This window comes from Marinobacter sp. UBA2688, assembly GCF_002352785.1.
Classification (GTDB): Bacteria; Pseudomonadota; Gammaproteobacteria; order Pseudomonadales; family Oleiphilaceae; genus Marinobacter; species Marinobacter salarius.
Genome location: NZ_DELU01000023.1, coordinates 193,081 through 211,745 on the forward strand (window position 1 = coordinate 193,081; position 18,665 = coordinate 211,745).

The following is an 18,665-nucleotide window of genomic DNA, read 5'->3' on the forward strand; positions in this document are numbered from 1 at the left end:
GGAACCGGGGGGGACGGGTAGAAAGGACAGCCGACTGACCGGGTGTCAGGCGGCTTTCTTGCGGGTCTGGGCAGCCCGCAGGCTGTACAGTTTCCTCTCCTTGAGAGCGTAACGGTTAAGACCTCCGAGGTGGATCTTGCACAGGTACAGCTGCCAGTCGATCTGGCGTGCATCCACCGGGAACAGGACACGATCCAGTTCACCCATGCGGGAAGCCAGGGCCATCAGCGAATCGTTACGGAAGATGTAATCCGGTGCCGTGTAGAAACCAAAGATGGTGGCGAGTGAACGCGTGGTATCGAGGTTTTTGAGAACCTTTAGCTCACGGTTCTGGCCAGCCAGCCTCAGTGCCTTGCCAGCGATGGACAACGGCACGCGCATCCCGCCAACCACAACATCAAACAGCTTGCGATTGACCGCCACAAACGGTTTCGTGGGCCGTCGATAGAACAACTGGTCATACGCTGCATAGTTGGACTTGGCTTCGGCCATCAGGTAGTCAATGAACGTGCCCAGCGAAATTGGGTTTGAACCGCCACTGCAGCATTGATAGATGCGGCGATGCCCAGGCTCGGAAATGGCTTCAGCCAGGGACAGGATGATGCTGTTGGCCACCAGGTCCACCGGAATCACGTCGATAATACCGCTGCGTTTGCCTGGAAACAGGGAGACCTTCTCACGGGCGTAGGCAAGTATGATCGCATCCGCCACCTTCACGCCTTCAATCCATCCCGGCGAGGGTTCTTCCAGTGCACTTTCAATGATGGAAGGGCGAACAATTGTGAGTGAGCGCCCGGAAAGGGCTTTCATCAGGAGTTGCTCACCCAGCCATTTGGTAAACGTGTAGGTGTCGCTCCAGCCGTAGTTGTTGGCCTCGCGAATACCCAGGTCCACGAGCTTTTTCTCAAGCACTTTGCCGGAGTATCGGGCCTTCACGTCGGAGATCTTGTCCTGCAGAAGGTGTACAAGCTCTTCCGTTTCATAGTATCCGTCGGTGCTGCGGGGGATAGACTCACCCGCCGGCTTGATAACGGACTCCGTGATCTGACCGGAATTTTTTCCGTTGACGTAGCAGGTGGATACCTGGATGACCGCCATAGTGCTATTGAGCTCCGCCAGAGCGGCAACGTTCTCGAGGCAAAGGGTATTGATCTTCAGCGCCTTATCGAGCTCCTCCCGGAAATTTACGCTGGCTGCGGAATTGATAAACGCATCGACCTGCCCGGCAAGAGCACGGAACCGCTCCTGCGTAAGCCCAAAACGGGGTTCAGTCACTTCGCCGGTGATGCAATGAACGCGTTCCTCAAGAAAGCTTTCGAACGCCTCGTTGTCATCGTGCCTAAGGCGCTCGAACACGGAAGAACTCGCGATCTCATTGAGAAATCGTTCCCGCGCTGCCGGATGCCTTTTATTGCCACGGATAAGCAGATGGATCCCGCCAATATCCGGCACCGTGCGAATCAGTTTTTCCAGTACCACCTTACCGAGAAAACCGGTGGTGCCGGTGATCAGCACGTGTTTACCGCGTAGTTGCTCAAGAACACCGGACGCTGACGCTCCGTTTTTTTGCTGCTGTGTTGCCATGGCGAGAACTCCTTCTCAAATTCACAGTGTAACCATCAAATGCAGTAGGTTTTCAGAGTAGAGACTATCTGCCTCCTACCTCTGCATTTTGCGGGCCACGATTCCGGGGATAGGGCTGATTTTTGCACAGACCAAATGACAGTGCGGTGACATAGAGCAAAGTTACGCTACAAACTGCAACAATAAAATGACCATAAAATAAGGTGACTAAATGCAAAAACAAGGAATGGAGAAAAACCGGGCAAAAGGCGCTCAGGAACCGTTCTTGTCGGTGTCCGCCAGCGAGCGTAGAAGCTGATCCAGGGAGATATTGGACGGCTGCTCCTTAAGCGCCCGAATCAACCGGCTTTGTTCACCAAAACTGATACGGTCGTAGTACGGCTCCCGCTCTGGCTTATTTACTATTGCTTCCGCCTTACGGGGAACTGCCGCAGGGTCAACTTCTGCAGCGAGATGGCGAAGATGAGTCGCCATATGTTCTCGTTGTTCCTTTTCCAGTTTGTCCCAATTGAGAGAGGCTAAACCGGTCTGGATAATCTCGATGGCATCTGCATCCATTTTGCGCCCTAACAGTGCAAAAAGCCCCTGAAACGCTTCATAACGCAGCAGCGGCTTGTCATTGCTGTCAGCCAGTATTTCGCCGAGTTCTGCAGTCAGCCGCTTGCATTCCTGGGCCGGGTCTTTTGGCGTTTTTGCCTGGCCACCGCCGGACGCAGGCGCCGTATCCGCTGAACCGGACGACACCCGGTGCCAATACGCCGCAATCCCCGCCTTTCGCGGCGGCAGCTGGCGCAGCCGCACGTTCAGCATGTCAGCCAATGTTCGGAATTGACGGCTGGACGGATCAGAAGCCGGCAACAGTGCCACAGGGCGTTGATTCATCACTGACTGGCGCAAGGTTTCGTCACGCCAGATCGCACCCAGGTAATGCAACTGCAACCCCAGGTGCCGAACTGCAGCAGCATCAAGGCGCTGAAACACGGATCGAGCCTGACTTGCACCCTGGGCCATGTTCACCAACACGCTCGGCGTCCTCCGGTAGCCACGGCGAATCAGAAGTTTTATCAGGGAGAAGGCATCGGTCAGCGATGCAGGGTCTGGCGTGACCACGACGCAGGCCAGTTCCGCCGCCGCAATCATGTGCATGCCGGTCTTCTGCAAACCGGAGGCCGTGTCTGTGATCACGTAGTCGTAGTTTTTCTCCAGCCTCGACAAAGCCTTGAGAACACGCAGGCTTTCTTCAGCGGCCATATCCACACATTGTTCAACTCCCGAGGCGCCGGGAATGATGTGCAAACCCCACTCCGCTTCCATAATCACGTCGCGGAGAGAGCACTCACCGGCCATTACGTTGGCCAGGGTGCGCTCCGGATACCGGCCCAGCATGATACTGACATTAGCCAGATCCGTGTCACCATCCAGCAACAATACTCTGTAACCCTCTCGCGCAAGGGTCAGGGAAAGGTTCAGTGCCACCGATGTTTTTCCGACGCCACCTTTGCCACCGGTTATGGCCAGTGTTCTGGGTTGCTTCGGAATGTGCCTGGAAGTGCGGGAATCGGTCATGAATGCTTAATAGGCGCTGTCTTGTCCGTCGACTGACACGTGATCCGGGTAAAATTTGAGTACTGTGTCAAAGTGTAACCCGGACGGAGTTCTAACTGTAGACAAAAAGAGACGGGTTGAATGCCCGATCATGGACGGTTTTGCGACATTTAACCTGTAAAAAGTTTACACACATCACAACACGGGTAATACTCTGCTTAAAAAAGGACCAATAACTGTTTAATAAATGCAGGTTATTGACTAAGCTCCATCGGGTTAATGTTTATGAACAAGTCGTCAGATACTAACGAAATATCTGGCGCGTTACACAGGCAGGCCTATGCAGATTGCCCCTGACATACAGCTACCGAGTCTCCCGGAGGTTACCCTTCGGGCGCTTGAGGCCTGCCATCAGGATGAAAACTATCGCCGAATAAGTGACATTGTGTCTGCCGACACCGCTCTGGTCACTCGCGTTCTCGCCCTCGCCAACTCGGCACTGTACGGCCCCACCTCGCAAATACGTTCCATTGACCAGGCCCTGCTCCGGCTGGGAACCCGACGTTTTCACACCCTGGTTCTGACTGCTGCACTGCGCCAGATTCTTTACGAACTCGGGGCAGACCAGTGGCAACAGCTGCGGGACTTCTGGCGCCATTCACTGACCACCGCCCTGACGGCCAGGGCTCTGGCAACACTGACCCGCTACCCCGAACCCGACCAGGCGTTCATGCTGGGTATGTTGCACAACGTAGGCGAGCTGATCGCACTGAAAACACCGCCTGGAGAAACCCAGCAATACTACTTTGACCACCAGTCCGATATTGCTGCCGAACTGGTCAATTCATGGGGGCTGGGCCCCATGGCGGTTGACGCTATGCGCTATCAGCAGGCCATGCCAACGGAAATACAGGATGCCGGGCACCTGGTCAAACTGATCAGTCTGGCAACGCGCCTGGCACTCTCGGACGCGGCGGGCATTGCGGCGGCGGGGACCATTTTTGGGCTCAATGAAGAGCTCACGCGAGAGATCAACCGCAGGATCGACCAGGAAGTGAGCGGCGTGGCCGAGTCACTGGGCATTCCGCTATCGGAAGACTACGACGCCCACCATTCCAACCACAAACTCAAACAGACCATACTGAAACAGGCCATGGCCAGCCAGGCGTTGGAACTGTCGCCGATTCGCGGCAGTGCCCAGGAGAGTCTGGCCGCAACCGTCACCAGCCTGACACTGATCACCGGCCTGCCGGCACTGTATTTTGGCCAGGCCGGAGACGGGCTGACACTGCTATCCGCCAGCAACGGCGATACTCCCGACCTTACAGTTGCCAGCGGGCCGGCCACCAGCGTGTTGACCGAGGCCTACAGCAGCGGCACCGCCCTGTGTCTTGGTGACCGCACAACGACTGTGCTGGACCGCCAGCTGCTTTCTCTCTTGAAAACCCCTTCTCTGGTGGCTATTCCCGTTCGGGGGGAAGATCAATGTGCTGGCGTCTTTGTCGTCGGTACCGACCATGACAGTTCCGGTCAGACAGAAGAAATCGGTCGCCTGTTCAGCGCCAAACTGTCTGACGCCGTCACTGCCACGCTAGCCAATAGTGGTACCCAGGACAGTATGGAGTCGGAACTGGCCCGACAGGCCATTCGTCGCCAGGTCCATGAGGTGAGCAACCCGCTGACCATCATCCGGCAATATATCTATCAGCTACGGAACCGGCTGGATGATGACGAAGTACAGGAAGAGCTGGACGTCATACGTGACGAACTCGATCGCGCGGGAGATCTCCTGTTGCAGATCAGCCGGGGTCCGGGCCATGATGCAGCAAACCCGACCGGCGTCTGCAATCTAAATGACGAACTGAGAATTCTGCGGGACTTGCTGGAAGACAGCCTGTTCAGCAGCGACGACATGGCGCTGGAGCTTGACCTGTGCGCGGACCCCACCGATGTTACCGTGCCCGGTGCGGTCATCCGGCAGGTGGTTATCAACCTGGTCCGTAATGCGGCAGAATGCCTTGTTGACGGTGGCGAAGTGGCTATTCACACACAGGCACCAGTCTGGCAGAGCGGAAAAACCTGGGTGGAACTGGAAGTGGCGGACACCGGTAATGGAATTCCCGACGAGGTCCGAAAACACTTGTTTTCACCGGTTCAATCCACCAAGGGCAAGGGCCATAGCGGCCTGGGTCTGAGCGTGGTCAAACAGTTGATTGATGACATGGAGGGCATCATTAGTTGCCGCACGGGGCGCGGAGGGACAGCATTCCGAATTCTGTTTCCCGCGGCGGCAAATAAAAAAAACGATGAAAAATGACGAAGAAACGACGGGCTACTGACATGAAACCTGCGAGCACCGAGTGGACTTACGGCGACGACGGAAAGGCGCGCATCCTGGTCGTCGACGATGATCCGAGACTGCTTTCCGGCCTTGCTTCACTGCTCAGAAGCAAGGGGTACGAGGTCACCGAAGCGGAAGGTGGGCGCATGGCCTGTCGCATCCTTGAGACCGAATCGTTCGACCTGGCAATGCTGGATCTTCGCATGCCCGATGTGGACGGATTCGGTGTGATGGAACGCCTGTCATCGGAACAACCAGAATGTGGCGTGATTGTCGTGAGCGGTGAAAGCTCGTTCAGCGCCGTCAGCCGTGCCCTGCGCCGGGGGGCACTGGACTATATCCGCAAACCGTTCGACCCGGAAGAACTGCTGGCAACGGTCGACGGCGTGCTCGGCAAGCGTTCTCTGCTTCGCGCCCACGAGCACATACGAATGCGCCTGGAAAAGTCCGAGGAACTGCATCGCTACATCGTCAATAGCTCACCCGATATCGTTTTCATGCTCGATGGCGACGGGCATTTCTGTTTTGTGAACAGCAAGATTGAGAGCCTGCTTGGCTACCAACCCGCTGAGCTGTGCGGGCGTCACTTTCGCCACATCCTGGATGACCGGGACATCGCCCGGGGAACCTATGCCCTGAAAGGCCCGAATATCAGCGCCGACAATCCCCGGACACTGGAAGTTCGGCTCAAGACCCGAGGCAGCCGCAAAGCCACCCGACACTTTGAAATTACCGCGTTTCCGATTGACCCGGAAACCTGGCCCCACACCAATCACGACGACGGCAAATACAATGGTCGCGAGGCCCGCTACTACGGCACTGCCCGCGATGTGACCGAGCGTAAGGAAGCGGAAGCCTTTATCAACTTCCAGGCCTACCACGACTTGTTGACCCGACTGCCAAACCGCGCCCTGTTCAAGGACCGGCTCGACCTGGCCATCACCCACGCGCGCCGCAGTGAGCAGAAGCTGGCGGTGATGTTCCTGGACCTTGATCGCTTCAAGGTTATCAACGACACGCTGGGACATGCCATGGGCGATCGCCTGCTGCAGGCTGTCACACAGCGACTGGAACGGTGTCTGCGCAAAGGGGATACCCTGTCACGCTTCGGTGGCGATGAATTCACTCTGCTGTTGCCGTCGATCCACGGTTACGAGGACGCAAGACAGATTTCAAAGAAGTTGATCAAGGCCTTGCGCGCGCCTTTCCAACTGGGCGAACACGAAGTTTTCGTAGGTGTGAGCATTGGCATTGCCACCTACCCGGAAGCCGGCGAATCCATGGATCAACTGATCCAGAACGCCGACATTGCCATGTATCACGTCAAAGCACGGGGCAAGGATGGCTACCGCTTCTACTCGGAGAGCATGAGCATTGACACGGCCAACCGCCTGAGCCTGGAAAGAGACCTTAGGATGGCACTTGAGCGCGATGAGTTGCGGGTGTTCTATCAGCCGCAAGTCTGTTCCTCGAGCAATCGCGTGGTGGGTTTGGAAGCGCTGGTGCGCTGGCAACATCCGGAAAGGGGATTGCTCTATCCACGGGACTTCCTGCCGCTGGCAGAAGAAACCAAACTCATTGCCAAACTCAGTGAATGCGTACTCGACCAGGCCTGCCATGATGTCGGCCAGTGGATTCGAGAAGGACACAGCGACCTGCGACTGGCCGTAAACCTGTCCCCGGTCCAGGTGGAGCACCCAAGGTTTGTAGAGACCCTGATGGCTCAACTCCAGGCCCACGGCTTCCCGCCCCAAAACCTGGAAATCGAGATCACTGAAAACGTGATCATGAACGATCTTGAGCAGATCAGTCAGAAACTCCGGGAATTAGCGTCATTGGGCGTCAGAATTGCCATTGATGATTTCGGCACCGGCTACTCCTCCCTGAACTACATTCACCGGCTGCCCATTCACACCCTGAAAGTGGATCAGTCCTTCGTCAAAGCCATTCGCAGAGGCGAAGATGGTGCCTGTATTGTAAACGCCATTGTCGCCATGGCCCATGGACTGAAACTTCAGATCGTGGCGGAGGGTGTGGAAACGGACGAACAGCTCACCTACCTCAAAAGCCTGGGATGCCACCAGGTTCAGGGATTCTTCTACGGCCCGGCGCGGCCTGCAGACGTCATCGGCAAAACCCTCGGACATACCCCGGCGCGCGCCGTCGCTTTCTAACCTACCGCATTATCGATACTCCATTGTCGGACAGTCAGATCTAAAATGTTGATCTGGTTTGCAAAGTGTTGCTGTTCGTTACGTTATGTATCTGGAAATGCGCGGTACTGCACATAATTCCCCCACCGGCTTCTCTAAGCTCAAATCCATCAGGCGCTTCCTTCAATTCACCTGACGGTGAATCAACAATCACAAGAAGAATGGAAGCATCCCCAGGATATGGACAGGCAGAAGTCACCATGCGCGATAAATACAAATACATTGGCCCGGTATACGATTTTCTGAGCAACCTCTACAGCGGCAAGAACATCCATCGCTGCAAGACTGCCATGCTCGATGTGGAAACCGTCAAGCCCGGCGCCCGCATCCTGTTTGCAGGCGTGGGCCATGGCCGTGACGCGATCCGTGCCGCAGAGTTGGGCGCGGACGTGACCGTGGTGGACCTCTCCGAGACCATGCTGCGCAAGTTTGCCGAAGCCCAGGAAAAAGAGGCGCCGCACCTGACCATCCGCCGCATTCACAGCGACATCATGAAGGTCGATGAGTTCGAACAGTACGACATGGTGGTCGCCAACTTTTTCCTCAACGTGTTTGACGAAGACATGATGGTGCGGGTGCTGGAGCATCTGATCCGTCTGGGCAAGGCCGACGCCAGGGTGGTTGTGGGTGACTTCTGCTACCCCACCGGCAACATTGTGGCCCGCCTGTTCAAGAAGATGTACTGGTACATGGCCGTCTTCATCTTCTGGCTGTTCGCCAACAATGCCTTCCACAAGATTTACAACTACCCCGAACACATGCAGCGCCTTGGCCTGCACGTTACCGAGAAAAAGCATTTCAAGCTGCTGAACATGAACTGTTACTGGTCGATCCTGGGACGGAAACAGGTGTAGACACGAGGCCTCACGCCGGATTTAAAACAATAAACGGGGGAGTTTCACAATGTCAGACCAGATCCTTTCACTCGATGGCGTACGCTCTCTGGACGAAGGTGTATTTACCTTTCCGGAGCGCATCAGTTACCTCAAGAAGTACGGCACCCATTCCCAGTCGTTCTCGACGTTGCAACCTGAGATGCAGTATTTCGATGTGCCCGGCGTTGGCTACCTGGCGTATATGCGCAAATGGGGCGGCACGTTCGTGCTCTCCGATCCTGTCACCGCACCGGAACACTTTGAGGTGATCCTGGAACAGTTTCACCAACGCTTCCCTTCCGCCTGCTACATCCAGGTATCCAAACCTGTCGTGGACTACCTCTACCGCCGCTTTGGCCTGTTTGGCACCCAGTTTGGCAGCGAATCCCGTATCAACCTGAAAAACTGGTCGCTCAGCGGGAAGAAGAAACAGATCCTGCGCACGGCCCTCAACCAGGCGGAAAAAAACGGCATTACCGTGAAGGAGCGCTTCAGCGATGACCACACCCGCGAAATTTCCGATGCCTGGATTCGCACCCGTAAATGCAAGAGCAAGGAGATCCGTTTCCTGATACGTCCCATGGAGATGGAGTACCGGGAGAACGAACGCCATTTCTACGCGTACCAGGATGGCAAGGCCGTGGGCTTTATCTACTTCGACCCCATCTACCGCAATAACGAGATCATCAGTTACGTGCCCAACATCTCAAGGGCCAACGCGGATTTCCGCCAGGGTATTTTCTACACCCTGATGGCCCATGCCATGGATGTGTTCAAGGCCGAAGGCGTGCCCTATCTGGACCTGGGTTTAATTCCGCTATCCCTGGACCCGGCTACCGAGCACCAGGAAAGCCGACTGCTCAAGCGCATCATGCACGGCCTGTATGAGAAGGGGAACTTCCTTTACAACTTCAAGGGCCTGGAATTTACCAAGTCACGATTCCGTGGCGACAACTTTAAAACCTACTGTTGCCACCGCCGATCCTTACCGGCACTGGAGTTCCTGGCCATGTTCAAGCTGACCCGCTTGCTATAGCACCGACTACCGACGAGGACCAGTTACCACGGATGTCGTTGGTGGCCAGGCTGAGCCCATCCAGGAACTCCCCGATACCTCGTGGGATGTCCCCGGAAAACAGGGCGGCATCAACCACATCCCCATCGCTGTTGAGGGCCATAAGACTTTTCACTTCCAGCCCCTGCTGTTCGAATAACCAGGCCGCTCGGCGGGCGATGGCCTCTCCGGAATCCACCCAGTGTTTTACGGTCGGCAACTGGCTCTGCAGCAGATCCTTTATCAGCGGGTAATGAGTGCAGCCCAGAACCACAGTGTCCACACCCACGTCCCGGAATGGTTGCAATGCCACGGACAAGGCCTGTTCGGGGACTGGCGAACCGGACACCAGATTTTCGATCCATTGCACCAAGTCCGGATGCCCCAGCCGTTCCACCGTGCAATCACTGGCAAACTCGTCAATCAGGTCGGCAAGGTAGGGCCGACGAACAGTGGCGGGGGTGGCCAGCAGACCAATACGGCGGTTTTCAGACACCGCCGCCGCAGGCTTTACCGCCGGCACCACGCCGATCACCGGTATCGGTGTCATGGTCCGAAGATGCGGCAATACCACAGTGCTCGCAGTGTTGCACGCCACCACAATGACATCACAGGGAAATTCCGACAGCGCCAGCCGGATCAGTGTCTGGCTGCGCTCAATGACCACCGCTTCCGGCTGGGCGCCGTAAGGAAAGCCAGCGTTATCAGCCAGGTACACCAACTTCACCCCCGGCAATTGTTGATGGATACAAGCAGCAACGCTCAATCCGCCAACGCCTGAATCAAAGACCAGCACTCTTGGCGCAGTCACGACGATGCCCCCTGCCCTTTAATTTCCCGCACCATGGCCTGGATCAGGCCGCCAGAGATGGTGGTCACCGGCGGCACAGGTGGCATATCGCCCGGCAGAAACCAGTCCGCTTCCGCAATTTCGTCTTCCTGCAGCACCAGCTCGCCCCCGGCGTAGTCTGCAAAAAAGCCCAGCATTAACTGATGGGGAAACGGCCATGGCTGAGAGGAGTGGTAGCGAACCCCACTAACCTCAAGGCCGGTTTCCTCTTTCACTTCCCGGGCAACCGCCGCTTCAATGGTTTCACCCGGCTCCACAAAGCCCGCAATCAGGCTGAAATAATGACGCTTTGTCCGCGATGACCGGGCCAGCAACATGCGTTCACCACGGCGGATAACCACAATTACGCAGGGCGCCAGCCTGGGATACCAGGGAATGCCGCAGGGCTTGCACCACTTGGCCCTTTCCAACGGGTGCAGCTCTGTCAATTCACCACAGCGGCCGCAGAAGCGGTGATCCCGCCACCACTGATGCACCTGGAACGCGGTGCCCAGCATTTCCGCGGGAGCATCCTCCATCAGCAGCAGCGCTTCCCGAAGCGTCACCCGTTCTGTAGACCCCGCCAGTCTGGCCGCGTCGGCTTCGGCTACGTAGACAGGCTTGCCGTCCATCTGGCCAACATACACCGGCCCGATATCACCGTGCGTACTAGGGGCAATCATCCGCCAAGGCTTCAGCCAGCCAACGTCGGGCTTCAGCACCGCATCACCGTCGATGGCCAACACAAGATCGTCATCGTCGGGCCCTTTCGAAGACCAGCCGGGAGTCCATAACGCCATAATCCGTGTCCAGAAGCTATTATGTGGGTAGAGCTGGAAATGTATCACAGCGGCACAACACAACAGAACGACCGCATGGCTTTCCGCACTGCACGCAACCAAGTAAACTTACCGCCTGTTTTGTGAACCGGAGCGACCGTTTATGCGTTTTTTCCTGGGCCTTCGCAGCCTGATCCTGACCCTTTTCCGCAAAATCCTGTTTTTGTGGGTCCGGACGGATGTGAGCGGCAACAGCGTGGAAGCCCTGGGAGTAGACCCGGAAAAACCGGTTTGCTACGTACTGCAGTACAGCTCGCTGTCCAGCCGATTGGTCCTGGAACAGGAGGTGCTGCGAGCTGGCCTGCCTGGTGCCGAGTCGTCCCTGCCGGTCAAGAACGGTCCGAACCACTCCTTCTTTTTTCTCTACCGTCGGATTGGTGGTCTTTTCCGTCGTCGCCAGACGCCCGTTCCCACCGGTGAGTTCCGGGCGCTGGTTCGCCATGGCCTGGAACACCCTGAGCAGGATGTTCAGATCGTCCCTGTGTCGCTGTTCTGGGGGCGCTCCCCGGACAAGGAAAAATCGCTGGTCAAACTGCTGCTGTCCGACACCTGGTCCGTGGCTGGACGTTTGCAGAAATTCCTGATCATCATGGTGCATGGGCGTAGCACTTACGTGCAGTTCAATCAGCCCCTGTCCCTGAAGCAGGTGATTGACGAATACCGCCATAGCGAGGAACGCGCCAACCGTAAGCTCGCCCGCATTCTCCGTACCCATTTCCGCAGGGTGCGCCAAGCCGTGCTCGGCCCGGACCTGTCTCACCGCCGCACCTTGGTGGGTGGACTGGTGCGGACCCAGGCGGTCAAGGAAGCCATCCGGGAAACTGCCCGAAAGGATGACATCCCCCCGGAAAAGGTGCGCGCCAAGGCGTACAAATATGCGGACGAGATCGCTGCCAGCATGTCCATCGTGACCATACGCTTCCTGGAAGTGGTGCTGTCTTGGCTGTGGAATCGTATCTACAACGGCATCGCTATCAACAACATCCGCGTTGCCAAGGAAGAAGCCCAGGACAATGCCGTGGTGTATGTTCCCTGCCATCGCTCCCATATTGATTACCTGCTGCTGTCCTACGTGCTCTATAAGAACGGGCTGATGCCCCCGCACATTGCCGCCGGCATCAACCTGAACATGCCTATTGTTGGCCCCATCCTGCGACGCGGCGGCGCGTTCTTCATGCGTCGGAGCTTCCGTGACAACCCGCTCTACGCCACCGTGTTCAACGAATACATGCACGTGATGTTCTCCCGCGGCTATTCCGTTGAGTACTTCGTGGAGGGCGGGCGCAGCCGCACGGGCCGCATGCTCCAGCCTCGGCCCGGCATGCTGTCCATGACCGTCCGCAGCTTTCTGCGAGACCATCGCAAGCCCATCGTGTTCGTCCCGGTATACATTGGTTACGAGAAGGTGATGGAAGGCCGTTCTTACCTCGGTGAACTACGGGGCAAGAAAAAACAGAAAGAGAGCGTGTTCGCGATTGCCAAGACCGTTCGCAAGTTGAGCAACTCGTTTGGCCAGGTCGCTGTAAACTTCGGTGAAGCCATTCCCCTTGCTGAGGTATTGAACGAAGTCGAACCAAGCTGGCGGGAAGAAGCCTACGATTCCGAATACCGGCCAAAATGGCTCAATCAGGCGGTGTCTGAACTGTCCAATCGTGTTGCGTCCAGCATTAACGCATCTGTCGCCGTCAATCCCATTGGCATGACTGCAACGGTTTTGCTGGGCACCGATCGCCTGGCTATGGATGAAGGCCAGTTGATTCGCCTGATGGACCAGTATGCCGACCTGCTGAAAGCCTTTCCCTACGCCGACACCATCACGCTGCCGGAAGGCAGTGGCAAGGATTGGGTCGACTACTGCGAAAACATGGGCCTGATCACGCGCCAGCCCCAGAAACTGGGTGACATCATCGCGCTGGAAGGCAGCAACGCGATCCTGATGACCTATTACCGCAACAATATCCAGCATCTGTTTGCCCTGCCGTCTCTGATCGCGAGCCTGTTTGAGAACAAGAACTCCCTGCGCCGGGACAAAATTGAGTTCCTGGCCAGCGTGGCGTACCCCTATCTGAAATCCGAACTGTTCCTCAAATACGACGCCGAGGAGATTGACGGGGTCATCAACCAATGGATCGACGTTCTATTGGAGAAAGGGTTGCTGTTCGAAGAAGAGGAAGACAGGATCAGCCGCCCTGAGGAAGGCACCGATGCCATGCTGCGCCTGCGGGTGCTGTCACGGTTCATCATCCAGACCCTAGAACGCTATCACATTGCCATCGGCATCCTGCGCAAATACGGATCGGGTAAGATTACCGCCGGCGAACTGGAAGAGCAGAGCACGCTTCTGGCCGAACGTATGTCCATCCTGTTCGGCCTCAATGCGCCGGAGTTCTTCGACAAGACCCTGTTCCGTAACTTCATCGCCAACATGCAGCACAATGGCGTTATCACCACCGATGACGACGGACTGTTGTGCTACACCGACGGCCTGGATGAAGTAGCGGAAGACGCACGGTTGGTGCTAAGTGTGGAAAAACGCCAGGCCATTCAGCAGGTGACCATGCTTGGGGCCTGAACGCGACCGGTGACCTATCCGGCAGGAAACGCCTTGATGGAGTAGATATCGTACCGGCTGCTCTTTCCTTCAATACGGGTGGTGGGTTCGGGGCCACTCACTGGCTCCGCCTTGCGCGGGCGTTTGACGACAACCCGATAGGTTGCCACTGCCAACGCGGCCTTCAACAACGCTGGTGAATCATCGTCGTCTCCCACCACCGTGCGAAACACCTGCATTTCCTTCTTGACCAGGGCCGACTTGTCGCGATGGGGAAACATCGGGTCAAGGTAGATCACATCCGCGGCGCCCGCGCCCGCCTGCGATAACCAGTCGATACTGCTACCCGACTGCAATGCCATCCGGGCGACAATGGGCGCGCTCTGCTCGTTCAGGGCCGCACGGGAAAGTCCATCACTAAGCAACGCATGGATAACCGGCGAACGTTCGAAAAGGGTTAACCTGCAGCCCAGGGAGGCCAGTACGAACGCGTCCTGGCCAAGACCGGCCGTTGCATCCAGAACATGAAGGGGCTGGCGGGCTTTCTTCAGGCCAACAGCCTTGGCAATCAGTTGTCCGGTGCCACCGCCGTGTTCTCTCCGGTATCCCGCCTTTCCGGTCACGAACTCGGCTCTGACAGGCCCTGGAGCCCCCTTGCCGGTAACCTGCAGGCCAAGACCATTTTCATCCAGAAACAGCAGCACTGGGTAATCCCGCACGTCTCGCGGACGAAGCGTACCCAGCAAAGGCAACGATAATGCTTCAGACAGGGAACGTGCAGCGTGGAGATCGCCAAGGGGGCTGCAGCCAACGGCAAGTTCAGACAGGGTGTTTCCTGGCGACATCAAACCAGGATATCGATGCCTGAGAGCCCTGCATCCGCAACATCGCCTCCGGCGGCGACATCGGCAAACGTGGACAGGGCTCTGGAGGTGCTCAGGGAAACTTCATCGGCACGGAAACGCTCCAGGCGCACGTCCTCCGCGGCTTGACGTGCCTCGACACGGCGTTCTAGCGACTCAGCAGAAGGAACCGGCCGTTGTTCGGCGTTGGGGGGCCGTGCATCGGTGAGATCACGGCGAACGGCCTGGCTATCGTTATCGGGGGCGGACGCAGGCGCACGAGCGATGTCACTGCGCTCACGAACCGGGCTGCTGTTGCCGGACTGGAAAGGAAGACTGCTGTTTGGGTTAACACCACCGATCATTCTGGTACACCGGTTAAAAAGACCACAGGTAGTGGATTATGGAAGATCCTGGAGCAATTTTAAAGCAGGCTGTTCAATGTTTGCACTACCAGAGCATGACAAGCAACAGCAGACCAAGTACCAGGCGGTATATAACGAACGGCATCAGGCCAAGTCTCTCAAGGAACTTGAGAAACAGGTGGATACAGACCACGGCACTGACAAATGACAGCGCAGCACCCAGGGCAATAGCCGCCCAGTCGGTTGCCCCGCCCTGCTCCACCAGCTCCAGGGTTTTCAGCAGACCGGCGGCGAGAATCAGCGGGATCGACAACAGGAACGAGAATCGGGCGGCGGCCTCCCGTCCAAACCCGAGAAACAGAGCCGCCGTGATGGTAATACCGGATCGGGAGGTGCCCGGAATGAGAGCCAGCGCCTGGGCCACGCCAATGATCACTGCATCTTTCATGGTCAATGCCGGCAGGTCCCGGTTACGACGTCCCACCGCGTCCGACCACCACAGCACCAAACCAAAACCGATGGTCGAAACCGCAATCACCAACCCGGAACGCAGGGAGGTTTCAATGAAATCATTAAGCAACAGACCAGCCAGTCCGGCTGGAATGGTGCCGGCGATGACCGCCCACGCAAGGCCACTATCCTGCCCGACACGGCCCCGAACCGTATCTCCAACCCAGGCAACCGTGAGACGGCCCACTTCCGCGCGAAAGTACCAGATCACCGCTGCCAACGTCCCTACATGCACGGCGACATCGAACGCAAGGCCTTGATCCGGCCAGCCAAATACCTGTGAGGGAAGGATCAGATGGGCCGAACTGCTGATCGGAAGAAATTCCGTCAGCCCCTGTATAACGGCCAATACAATAATGTGCCACAGTTCCATCGGCAGTGATTCCGGGTGGTAGCAGTGAGGTTGTTGTTAGCGGCCGGGCAGTTTTTTCCAGGCCACTTCATCACGAATGTATACCGGTTGTGCCTGTTCGGCCGGTACCCCGGCTCCCGCATGAAAGGCACGGGCGGCGATCTCCGCCACTCTGGAAGCCCTGGGCACCAGAGTCTCGTCGATGCGGTCCATGGTTGCGGCAACATCGGCCGGGAAATTTTCTTTCAGGCTCCACCCCTGACCGGCACCAAACCACCGGGATGCGCCATCGGCCAGAGTCACAGACGCCGGAGCGCAGACCTGCTCGTGACCCATCAACTCCGGTTGCCCATCTCGGCACATATAACAGGCCCAATAGGCTTCACCCATGCGGGCATCGAAGGCCACTGCAACGGCGTCGCCGTCCAGCATTTGCCAATGCTGTATCGCATCCTCCGCAACGGCTGCCAGGGATGACACTGGAATAACGGGGATTCCGAGACCATAGGCCAAGCCCTGGACAACCCCCGTAGCAATGCGAAGGCCCGTGAACGAGCCCGGACCACAGGCAAATGCGAGCGCATCGAGGTCCGCCGGCACCAGTTCCTTCTCGGCGAGAAGCTCGCGGATCATCGGCATCAACAGGCGGGTGTGTCCGCGGGGAGCCAGCTCGAACCGCTCCACCAGGCTGTTATCCACCAGCAGGGCTGCTGAGCAGCCCTCTGATGAGGTATCCAGTGCCAGTAGTTTCACAGGGTTACTTCAGTTGGGTAAGAATCTGGTCGCGAATGTCATCCAGGCTGCCCACGCCTTTTACGCGCACATATTTCGGCGCAGCGGTAGGGGCTTCTTTCGCCCAGTCCTGATAGTAACCGACCAGTGGCGCGGTTTGCTCGTGGTAGATCTTCAGGCGTTTACGGACGGTTTCTTCCTTGTCGTCCTCGCGCTGGATGAGGGCATCGCCAGTCTCGTCGTCTTTACCTTCGGTCTTGGGCGGATCGTACTTCACATGATAGATGCGACCACTGCCCTCGTGCACCCGACGACCTGACAGACGGCTTACGATTTCTTCGTCATCAACGGCGATTTCCACCACATAGTCAATAACAATACCCTGATCTTTCAGGGCCTCGGCCTGGGGAATGGTGCGGGGGAAACCGTCGAGCAGGAAGCCGTTCTTGCAGTCAGGCTGCTTAACCCGTTCTTCGATGAGCGCAATGATGATGTCATCAGACACCAGGCCGCCAGAAGCCATCACTTCCTTGACCTGCTTGCCAAGATCGGACTCGGCTTTCACCGCCGCGCGAAGCATGTCGCCGGTCGAAATCTGCGGGATTTCAAACCGTTCGGTGATGAACTGGGCCTGCGTACCCTTGCCTGCGCCTGGCGCGCCTAACATGATGATTCTCATAACGCTGTGCTCCCGTTGTAGTCATTATCATTTGAAAAGCTGTTGCAAAACCCGGCGGCTTTGCGACAGCTTCTCGGCAGCAACGAGCCCGCAGCCCCTGCCAAGGAAGGCGCATTATACGAACTCAGCCCCCTCATAGAAAGTGGACCTCCGTAGCATGCACCAAAAGGTTACATCGGGCTGTGAGTTGCGGCTGTAGCTGATAGAGCTCGACGGTCAGGATGACAGGGATAACGCCAGCGCGTCCAGCTCCCCGGAAACGCTGTCAATCTCCTCGTTCAAACGAGCAACGTCCCCTTCGGAAAGCCCGAGGGACGACGCAAGGGAGGCGACATCATCCGGGTTGAACTCATCCCCAATCCCCCTTTCCTTCAGCAGCCCATTGGCCAGCTGGACCATGAGCACATACTGCTCATGCTCGCCGTGGTAGCCCTCCTGCTGATGCATGCCCGCGGCCTTGACCACCGGGTCAGGCAGTTCCCAAAGTCGGTGAAGGATGCCGCCAATGGCGCCGTGGCCAACCGCCAGCATCTGTTGATCGTTGCTGGCCCCGAACACCTGTTGCTCCAGCGAATGCATGCTGGCGTCGGGATTGGCTTCCCGCAGCGAATTCAGCTCGTCAAACTCCTGGGGAAACAGGTGGCCGATCAGCAGTAGGCCGAAGTTGTGCAGCAAGCCACACAGATACGCCAGGCCTTTATCGGAATGGCACTTTGGCGCCATACGCTGGCAAACAAACGCGTTATACAGAGAGTGGCGCCAGAACTGGTCCATCCCCAGCATGCCCTGACGGGGCACTTCGAAAGCGCGCACGGACGCAATACCCAGCGCGATATGGGCCACACGATCAAACCCAAGAACCCGGGTCACCGCTTCCTGTACCGAGTTGATCTGACCGGGATAGTTGAACAGGGCAGAACGGGCATAGCGCATGATCTGCGCGGTAAGGCTGGGATCAAACTCTATCAGCTCGCCCAGTTCGCGGGCGGTCGCCTCGGAATTGGCCGTCAAACGGAGAATGCGCAGCGCCAGCGCTGGCATGGGCGGCAGACGGTAAAGCTTCTGCAGCTTGTCGGCCACTTCTTCCAGCGTCAGGGCATCACGCTCATCGTTGTTTTGCCCGCGAATCGCCAGGTGGCCCTGAGTGGCATCCGCCAGGGCCCTTGCCAGAGAGGTGCGGTCCAACTCGAGAAGCGTGTTGTCGGTCCCGCAGCACATGAGGGTGCGGGGGTATCCCAGGATATCCTCATCAACGAGTACCGGCAGATCGTAGGCAGCCCCGACCGGCGGCTGGAAGCCCGGATCACAGTCGGCAAACAGCCGGGCGGACTGGCGAGCCGTTAACGGCTGCAGG

15 protein-coding genes are annotated in these 18,665 nt (G+C 57.4%); 5 read left to right on the top strand and 10 right to left on the bottom strand.

Going from position 1 to position 18,665, the window contains the following annotated elements; translation table 11 throughout:
* Positions 1–45: 45 nt before the first annotated feature.
* Both B3M52_RS12535 and B3M52_RS12540 read right to left on the bottom strand, forming a co-directional pair.
* A complete protein-coding gene (locus B3M52_RS12535) occupies positions 46–1,584 on the bottom strand; it encodes a fatty acyl-CoA reductase (RefSeq protein ID WP_151981598.1) in 1,539 nt (512 codons plus the stop codon).
* A gap of 252 nt (positions 1,585–1,836) precedes the next feature.
* On the bottom strand, positions 1,837–3,150 hold the full coding sequence (locus B3M52_RS12540) for a MinD/ParA family ATP-binding protein (protein WP_036204262.1): 1,314 nt from the start codon (positions 3,148–3,150) through the stop codon (positions 1,837–1,839).
* A gap of 319 nt (positions 3,151–3,469) precedes the next feature.
* Here B3M52_RS12540 and B3M52_RS12545 point away from each other — a divergent pair, with 319 nt between their 5' ends.
* The 4 genes from B3M52_RS12545 (at position 3,470) to B3M52_RS12560 (ending at position 9,594) form a co-directional block, all read left to right on the top strand.
* A complete protein-coding gene (locus tag B3M52_RS12545) occupies positions 3,470–5,446 on the top strand; it encodes an HDOD domain-containing protein (RefSeq protein WP_151981600.1) in 1,977 nt (658 codons plus the stop codon).
* Between the two features lie 23 nt (positions 5,447–5,469).
* Complete coding sequence (locus tag B3M52_RS12550; RefSeq protein ID WP_075195967.1) at positions 5,470–7,644, top strand: EAL domain-containing response regulator; 2,175 nt, start codon at positions 5,470–5,472, stop codon at positions 7,642–7,644.
* Positions 7,645–7,883: 239 nt separating this feature from the next.
* Positions 7,884–8,537 (top strand): class I SAM-dependent methyltransferase, encoded by a 654-nt coding sequence (locus B3M52_RS12555; RefSeq protein WP_007152042.1) that lies wholly within the window; start codon positions 7,884–7,886, stop codon positions 8,535–8,537.
* Between the two features lie 49 nt (positions 8,538–8,586).
* Positions 8,587–9,594, top strand: a complete 1,008-nt coding sequence (locus B3M52_RS12560; protein WP_036204254.1) for a DUF2156 domain-containing protein — start codon at positions 8,587–8,589, stop codon at positions 9,592–9,594.
* Here B3M52_RS12560 and murI read toward each other — a convergent pair.
* On the bottom strand, positions 9,572–10,423 hold the full coding sequence (murI, locus tag B3M52_RS12565; RefSeq protein WP_075195968.1) for a glutamate racemase: 852 nt from the start codon (positions 10,421–10,423) through the stop codon (positions 9,572–9,574). The two genes, B3M52_RS12560 and murI, sit on opposite strands and share 23 nt — an antisense overlap.
* Positions 10,420–11,241 carry an NAD(+) diphosphatase gene (gene nudC, locus B3M52_RS12570; RefSeq protein ID WP_075195969.1) on the bottom strand — a complete coding sequence of 274 codons (822 nt, stop codon included), beginning with the start codon at positions 11,239–11,241 and terminating at the stop codon, positions 10,420–10,422. The genes murI and nudC overlap by 4 nt, the downstream gene beginning before the upstream one ends.
* A gap of 142 nt (positions 11,242–11,383) precedes the next feature.
* Here nudC and plsB point away from each other — a divergent pair, with 142 nt between their 5' ends.
* Positions 11,384–13,852: a glycerol-3-phosphate 1-O-acyltransferase PlsB gene (plsB, locus tag B3M52_RS12575; RefSeq protein ID WP_036204246.1), complete on the top strand. Its 2,469-nt coding sequence runs from the start codon at positions 11,384–11,386 to the stop codon at positions 13,850–13,852.
* 14 nt (positions 13,853–13,866) lie between these two features.
* On the opposite strand, the gene B3M52_RS12580 is transcribed toward plsB, so the two are convergent.
* From B3M52_RS12580 to B3M52_RS12605, 6 genes are all read right to left on the bottom strand, one after another.
* The gene (locus B3M52_RS12580; RefSeq protein WP_075195970.1) at positions 13,867–14,676 is read right to left on the bottom strand and encodes a class I SAM-dependent methyltransferase; all 810 of its coding nucleotides are present in this window, start codon (positions 14,674–14,676) and stop codon (positions 13,867–13,869) included.
* Entirely contained in the window at positions 14,676–15,038 is a 363-nt protein-coding gene (locus tag B3M52_RS12585; protein WP_075195971.1) for a UDP pyrophosphate phosphatase, read from the bottom strand. The genes B3M52_RS12580 and B3M52_RS12585 overlap by 1 nt, the downstream gene beginning before the upstream one ends.
* 85 nt (positions 15,039–15,123) lie before the next feature.
* Positions 15,124–15,921: an undecaprenyl-diphosphate phosphatase gene (locus B3M52_RS12590; protein ID WP_036204238.1), complete on the bottom strand. Its 798-nt coding sequence runs from the start codon at positions 15,919–15,921 to the stop codon at positions 15,124–15,126.
* Between the two features lie 36 nt (positions 15,922–15,957).
* Positions 15,958–16,653, bottom strand: coding sequence for a tRNA (adenosine(37)-N6)-threonylcarbamoyltransferase complex dimerization subunit type 1 TsaB (gene tsaB, locus B3M52_RS12595; protein WP_075195972.1), 696 nt, complete (start codon positions 16,651–16,653; stop codon positions 15,958–15,960).
* A 4-nt stretch (positions 16,654–16,657) separates the two neighbouring features.
* Complete coding sequence (gene adk, locus B3M52_RS12600; RefSeq protein ID WP_075195973.1) at positions 16,658–17,311, bottom strand: adenylate kinase; 654 nt, start codon at positions 17,309–17,311, stop codon at positions 16,658–16,660.
* A gap of 216 nt (positions 17,312–17,527) precedes the next feature.
* A partial coding sequence (locus B3M52_RS12605) for an HDOD domain-containing protein (protein ID WP_286749647.1) occupies positions 17,528–18,665 on the bottom strand: 1,138 nt, incomplete at its 5' end.

What these genes read in the sequence shown, in the direction of transcription:
- B3M52_RS12540 (WP_036204262.1), bottom strand. Translation starts at nt 3,150, where the DNA reads ATGACCGATTCCCGCACTTCCAGGCACATTCCGAAGCAACCCAGAACA.
- B3M52_RS12590 (WP_036204238.1), bottom strand. Translation starts at nt 15,921, where the DNA reads ATGGAACTGTGGCACATTATTGTATTGGCCGTTATACAGGGGCTGACG.
- B3M52_RS12560 (WP_036204254.1), top strand. Translation starts at nt 8,587, where the DNA reads ATGTCAGACCAGATCCTTTCACTCGATGGCGTACGCTCTCTGGACGAA.
- B3M52_RS12555 (WP_007152042.1), top strand. Translation starts at nt 7,884, where the DNA reads ATGCGCGATAAATACAAATACATTGGCCCGGTATACGATTTTCTGAGC.
- plsB (WP_036204246.1), top strand. Translation starts at nt 11,384, where the DNA reads ATGCGTTTTTTCCTGGGCCTTCGCAGCCTGATCCTGACCCTTTTCCGC.
- B3M52_RS12535 (WP_151981598.1), bottom strand. Translation starts at nt 1,584, where the DNA reads ATGGCAACACAGCAGCAAAAAAACGGAGCGTCAGCGTCCGGTGTTCTT.
- B3M52_RS12585 (WP_075195971.1), bottom strand. Translation starts at nt 15,038, where the DNA reads ATGATCGGTGGTGTTAACCCAAACAGCAGTCTTCCTTTCCAGTCCGGC.
- adk (WP_075195973.1), bottom strand. Translation starts at nt 17,311, where the DNA reads ATGAGAATCATCATGTTAGGCGCGCCAGGCGCAGGCAAGGGTACGCAG.
- B3M52_RS12545 (WP_151981600.1), top strand. Translation starts at nt 3,470, where the DNA reads ATGCAGATTGCCCCTGACATACAGCTACCGAGTCTCCCGGAGGTTACC.
- B3M52_RS12580 (WP_075195970.1), bottom strand. Translation starts at nt 14,676, where the DNA reads ATGTCGCCAGGAAACACCCTGTCTGAACTTGCCGTTGGCTGCAGCCCC.
- B3M52_RS12550 (WP_075195967.1), top strand. Translation starts at nt 5,470, where the DNA reads ATGAAACCTGCGAGCACCGAGTGGACTTACGGCGACGACGGAAAGGCG.
- nudC (WP_075195969.1), bottom strand. Translation starts at nt 11,241, where the DNA reads ATGGCGTTATGGACTCCCGGCTGGTCTTCGAAAGGGCCCGACGATGAC.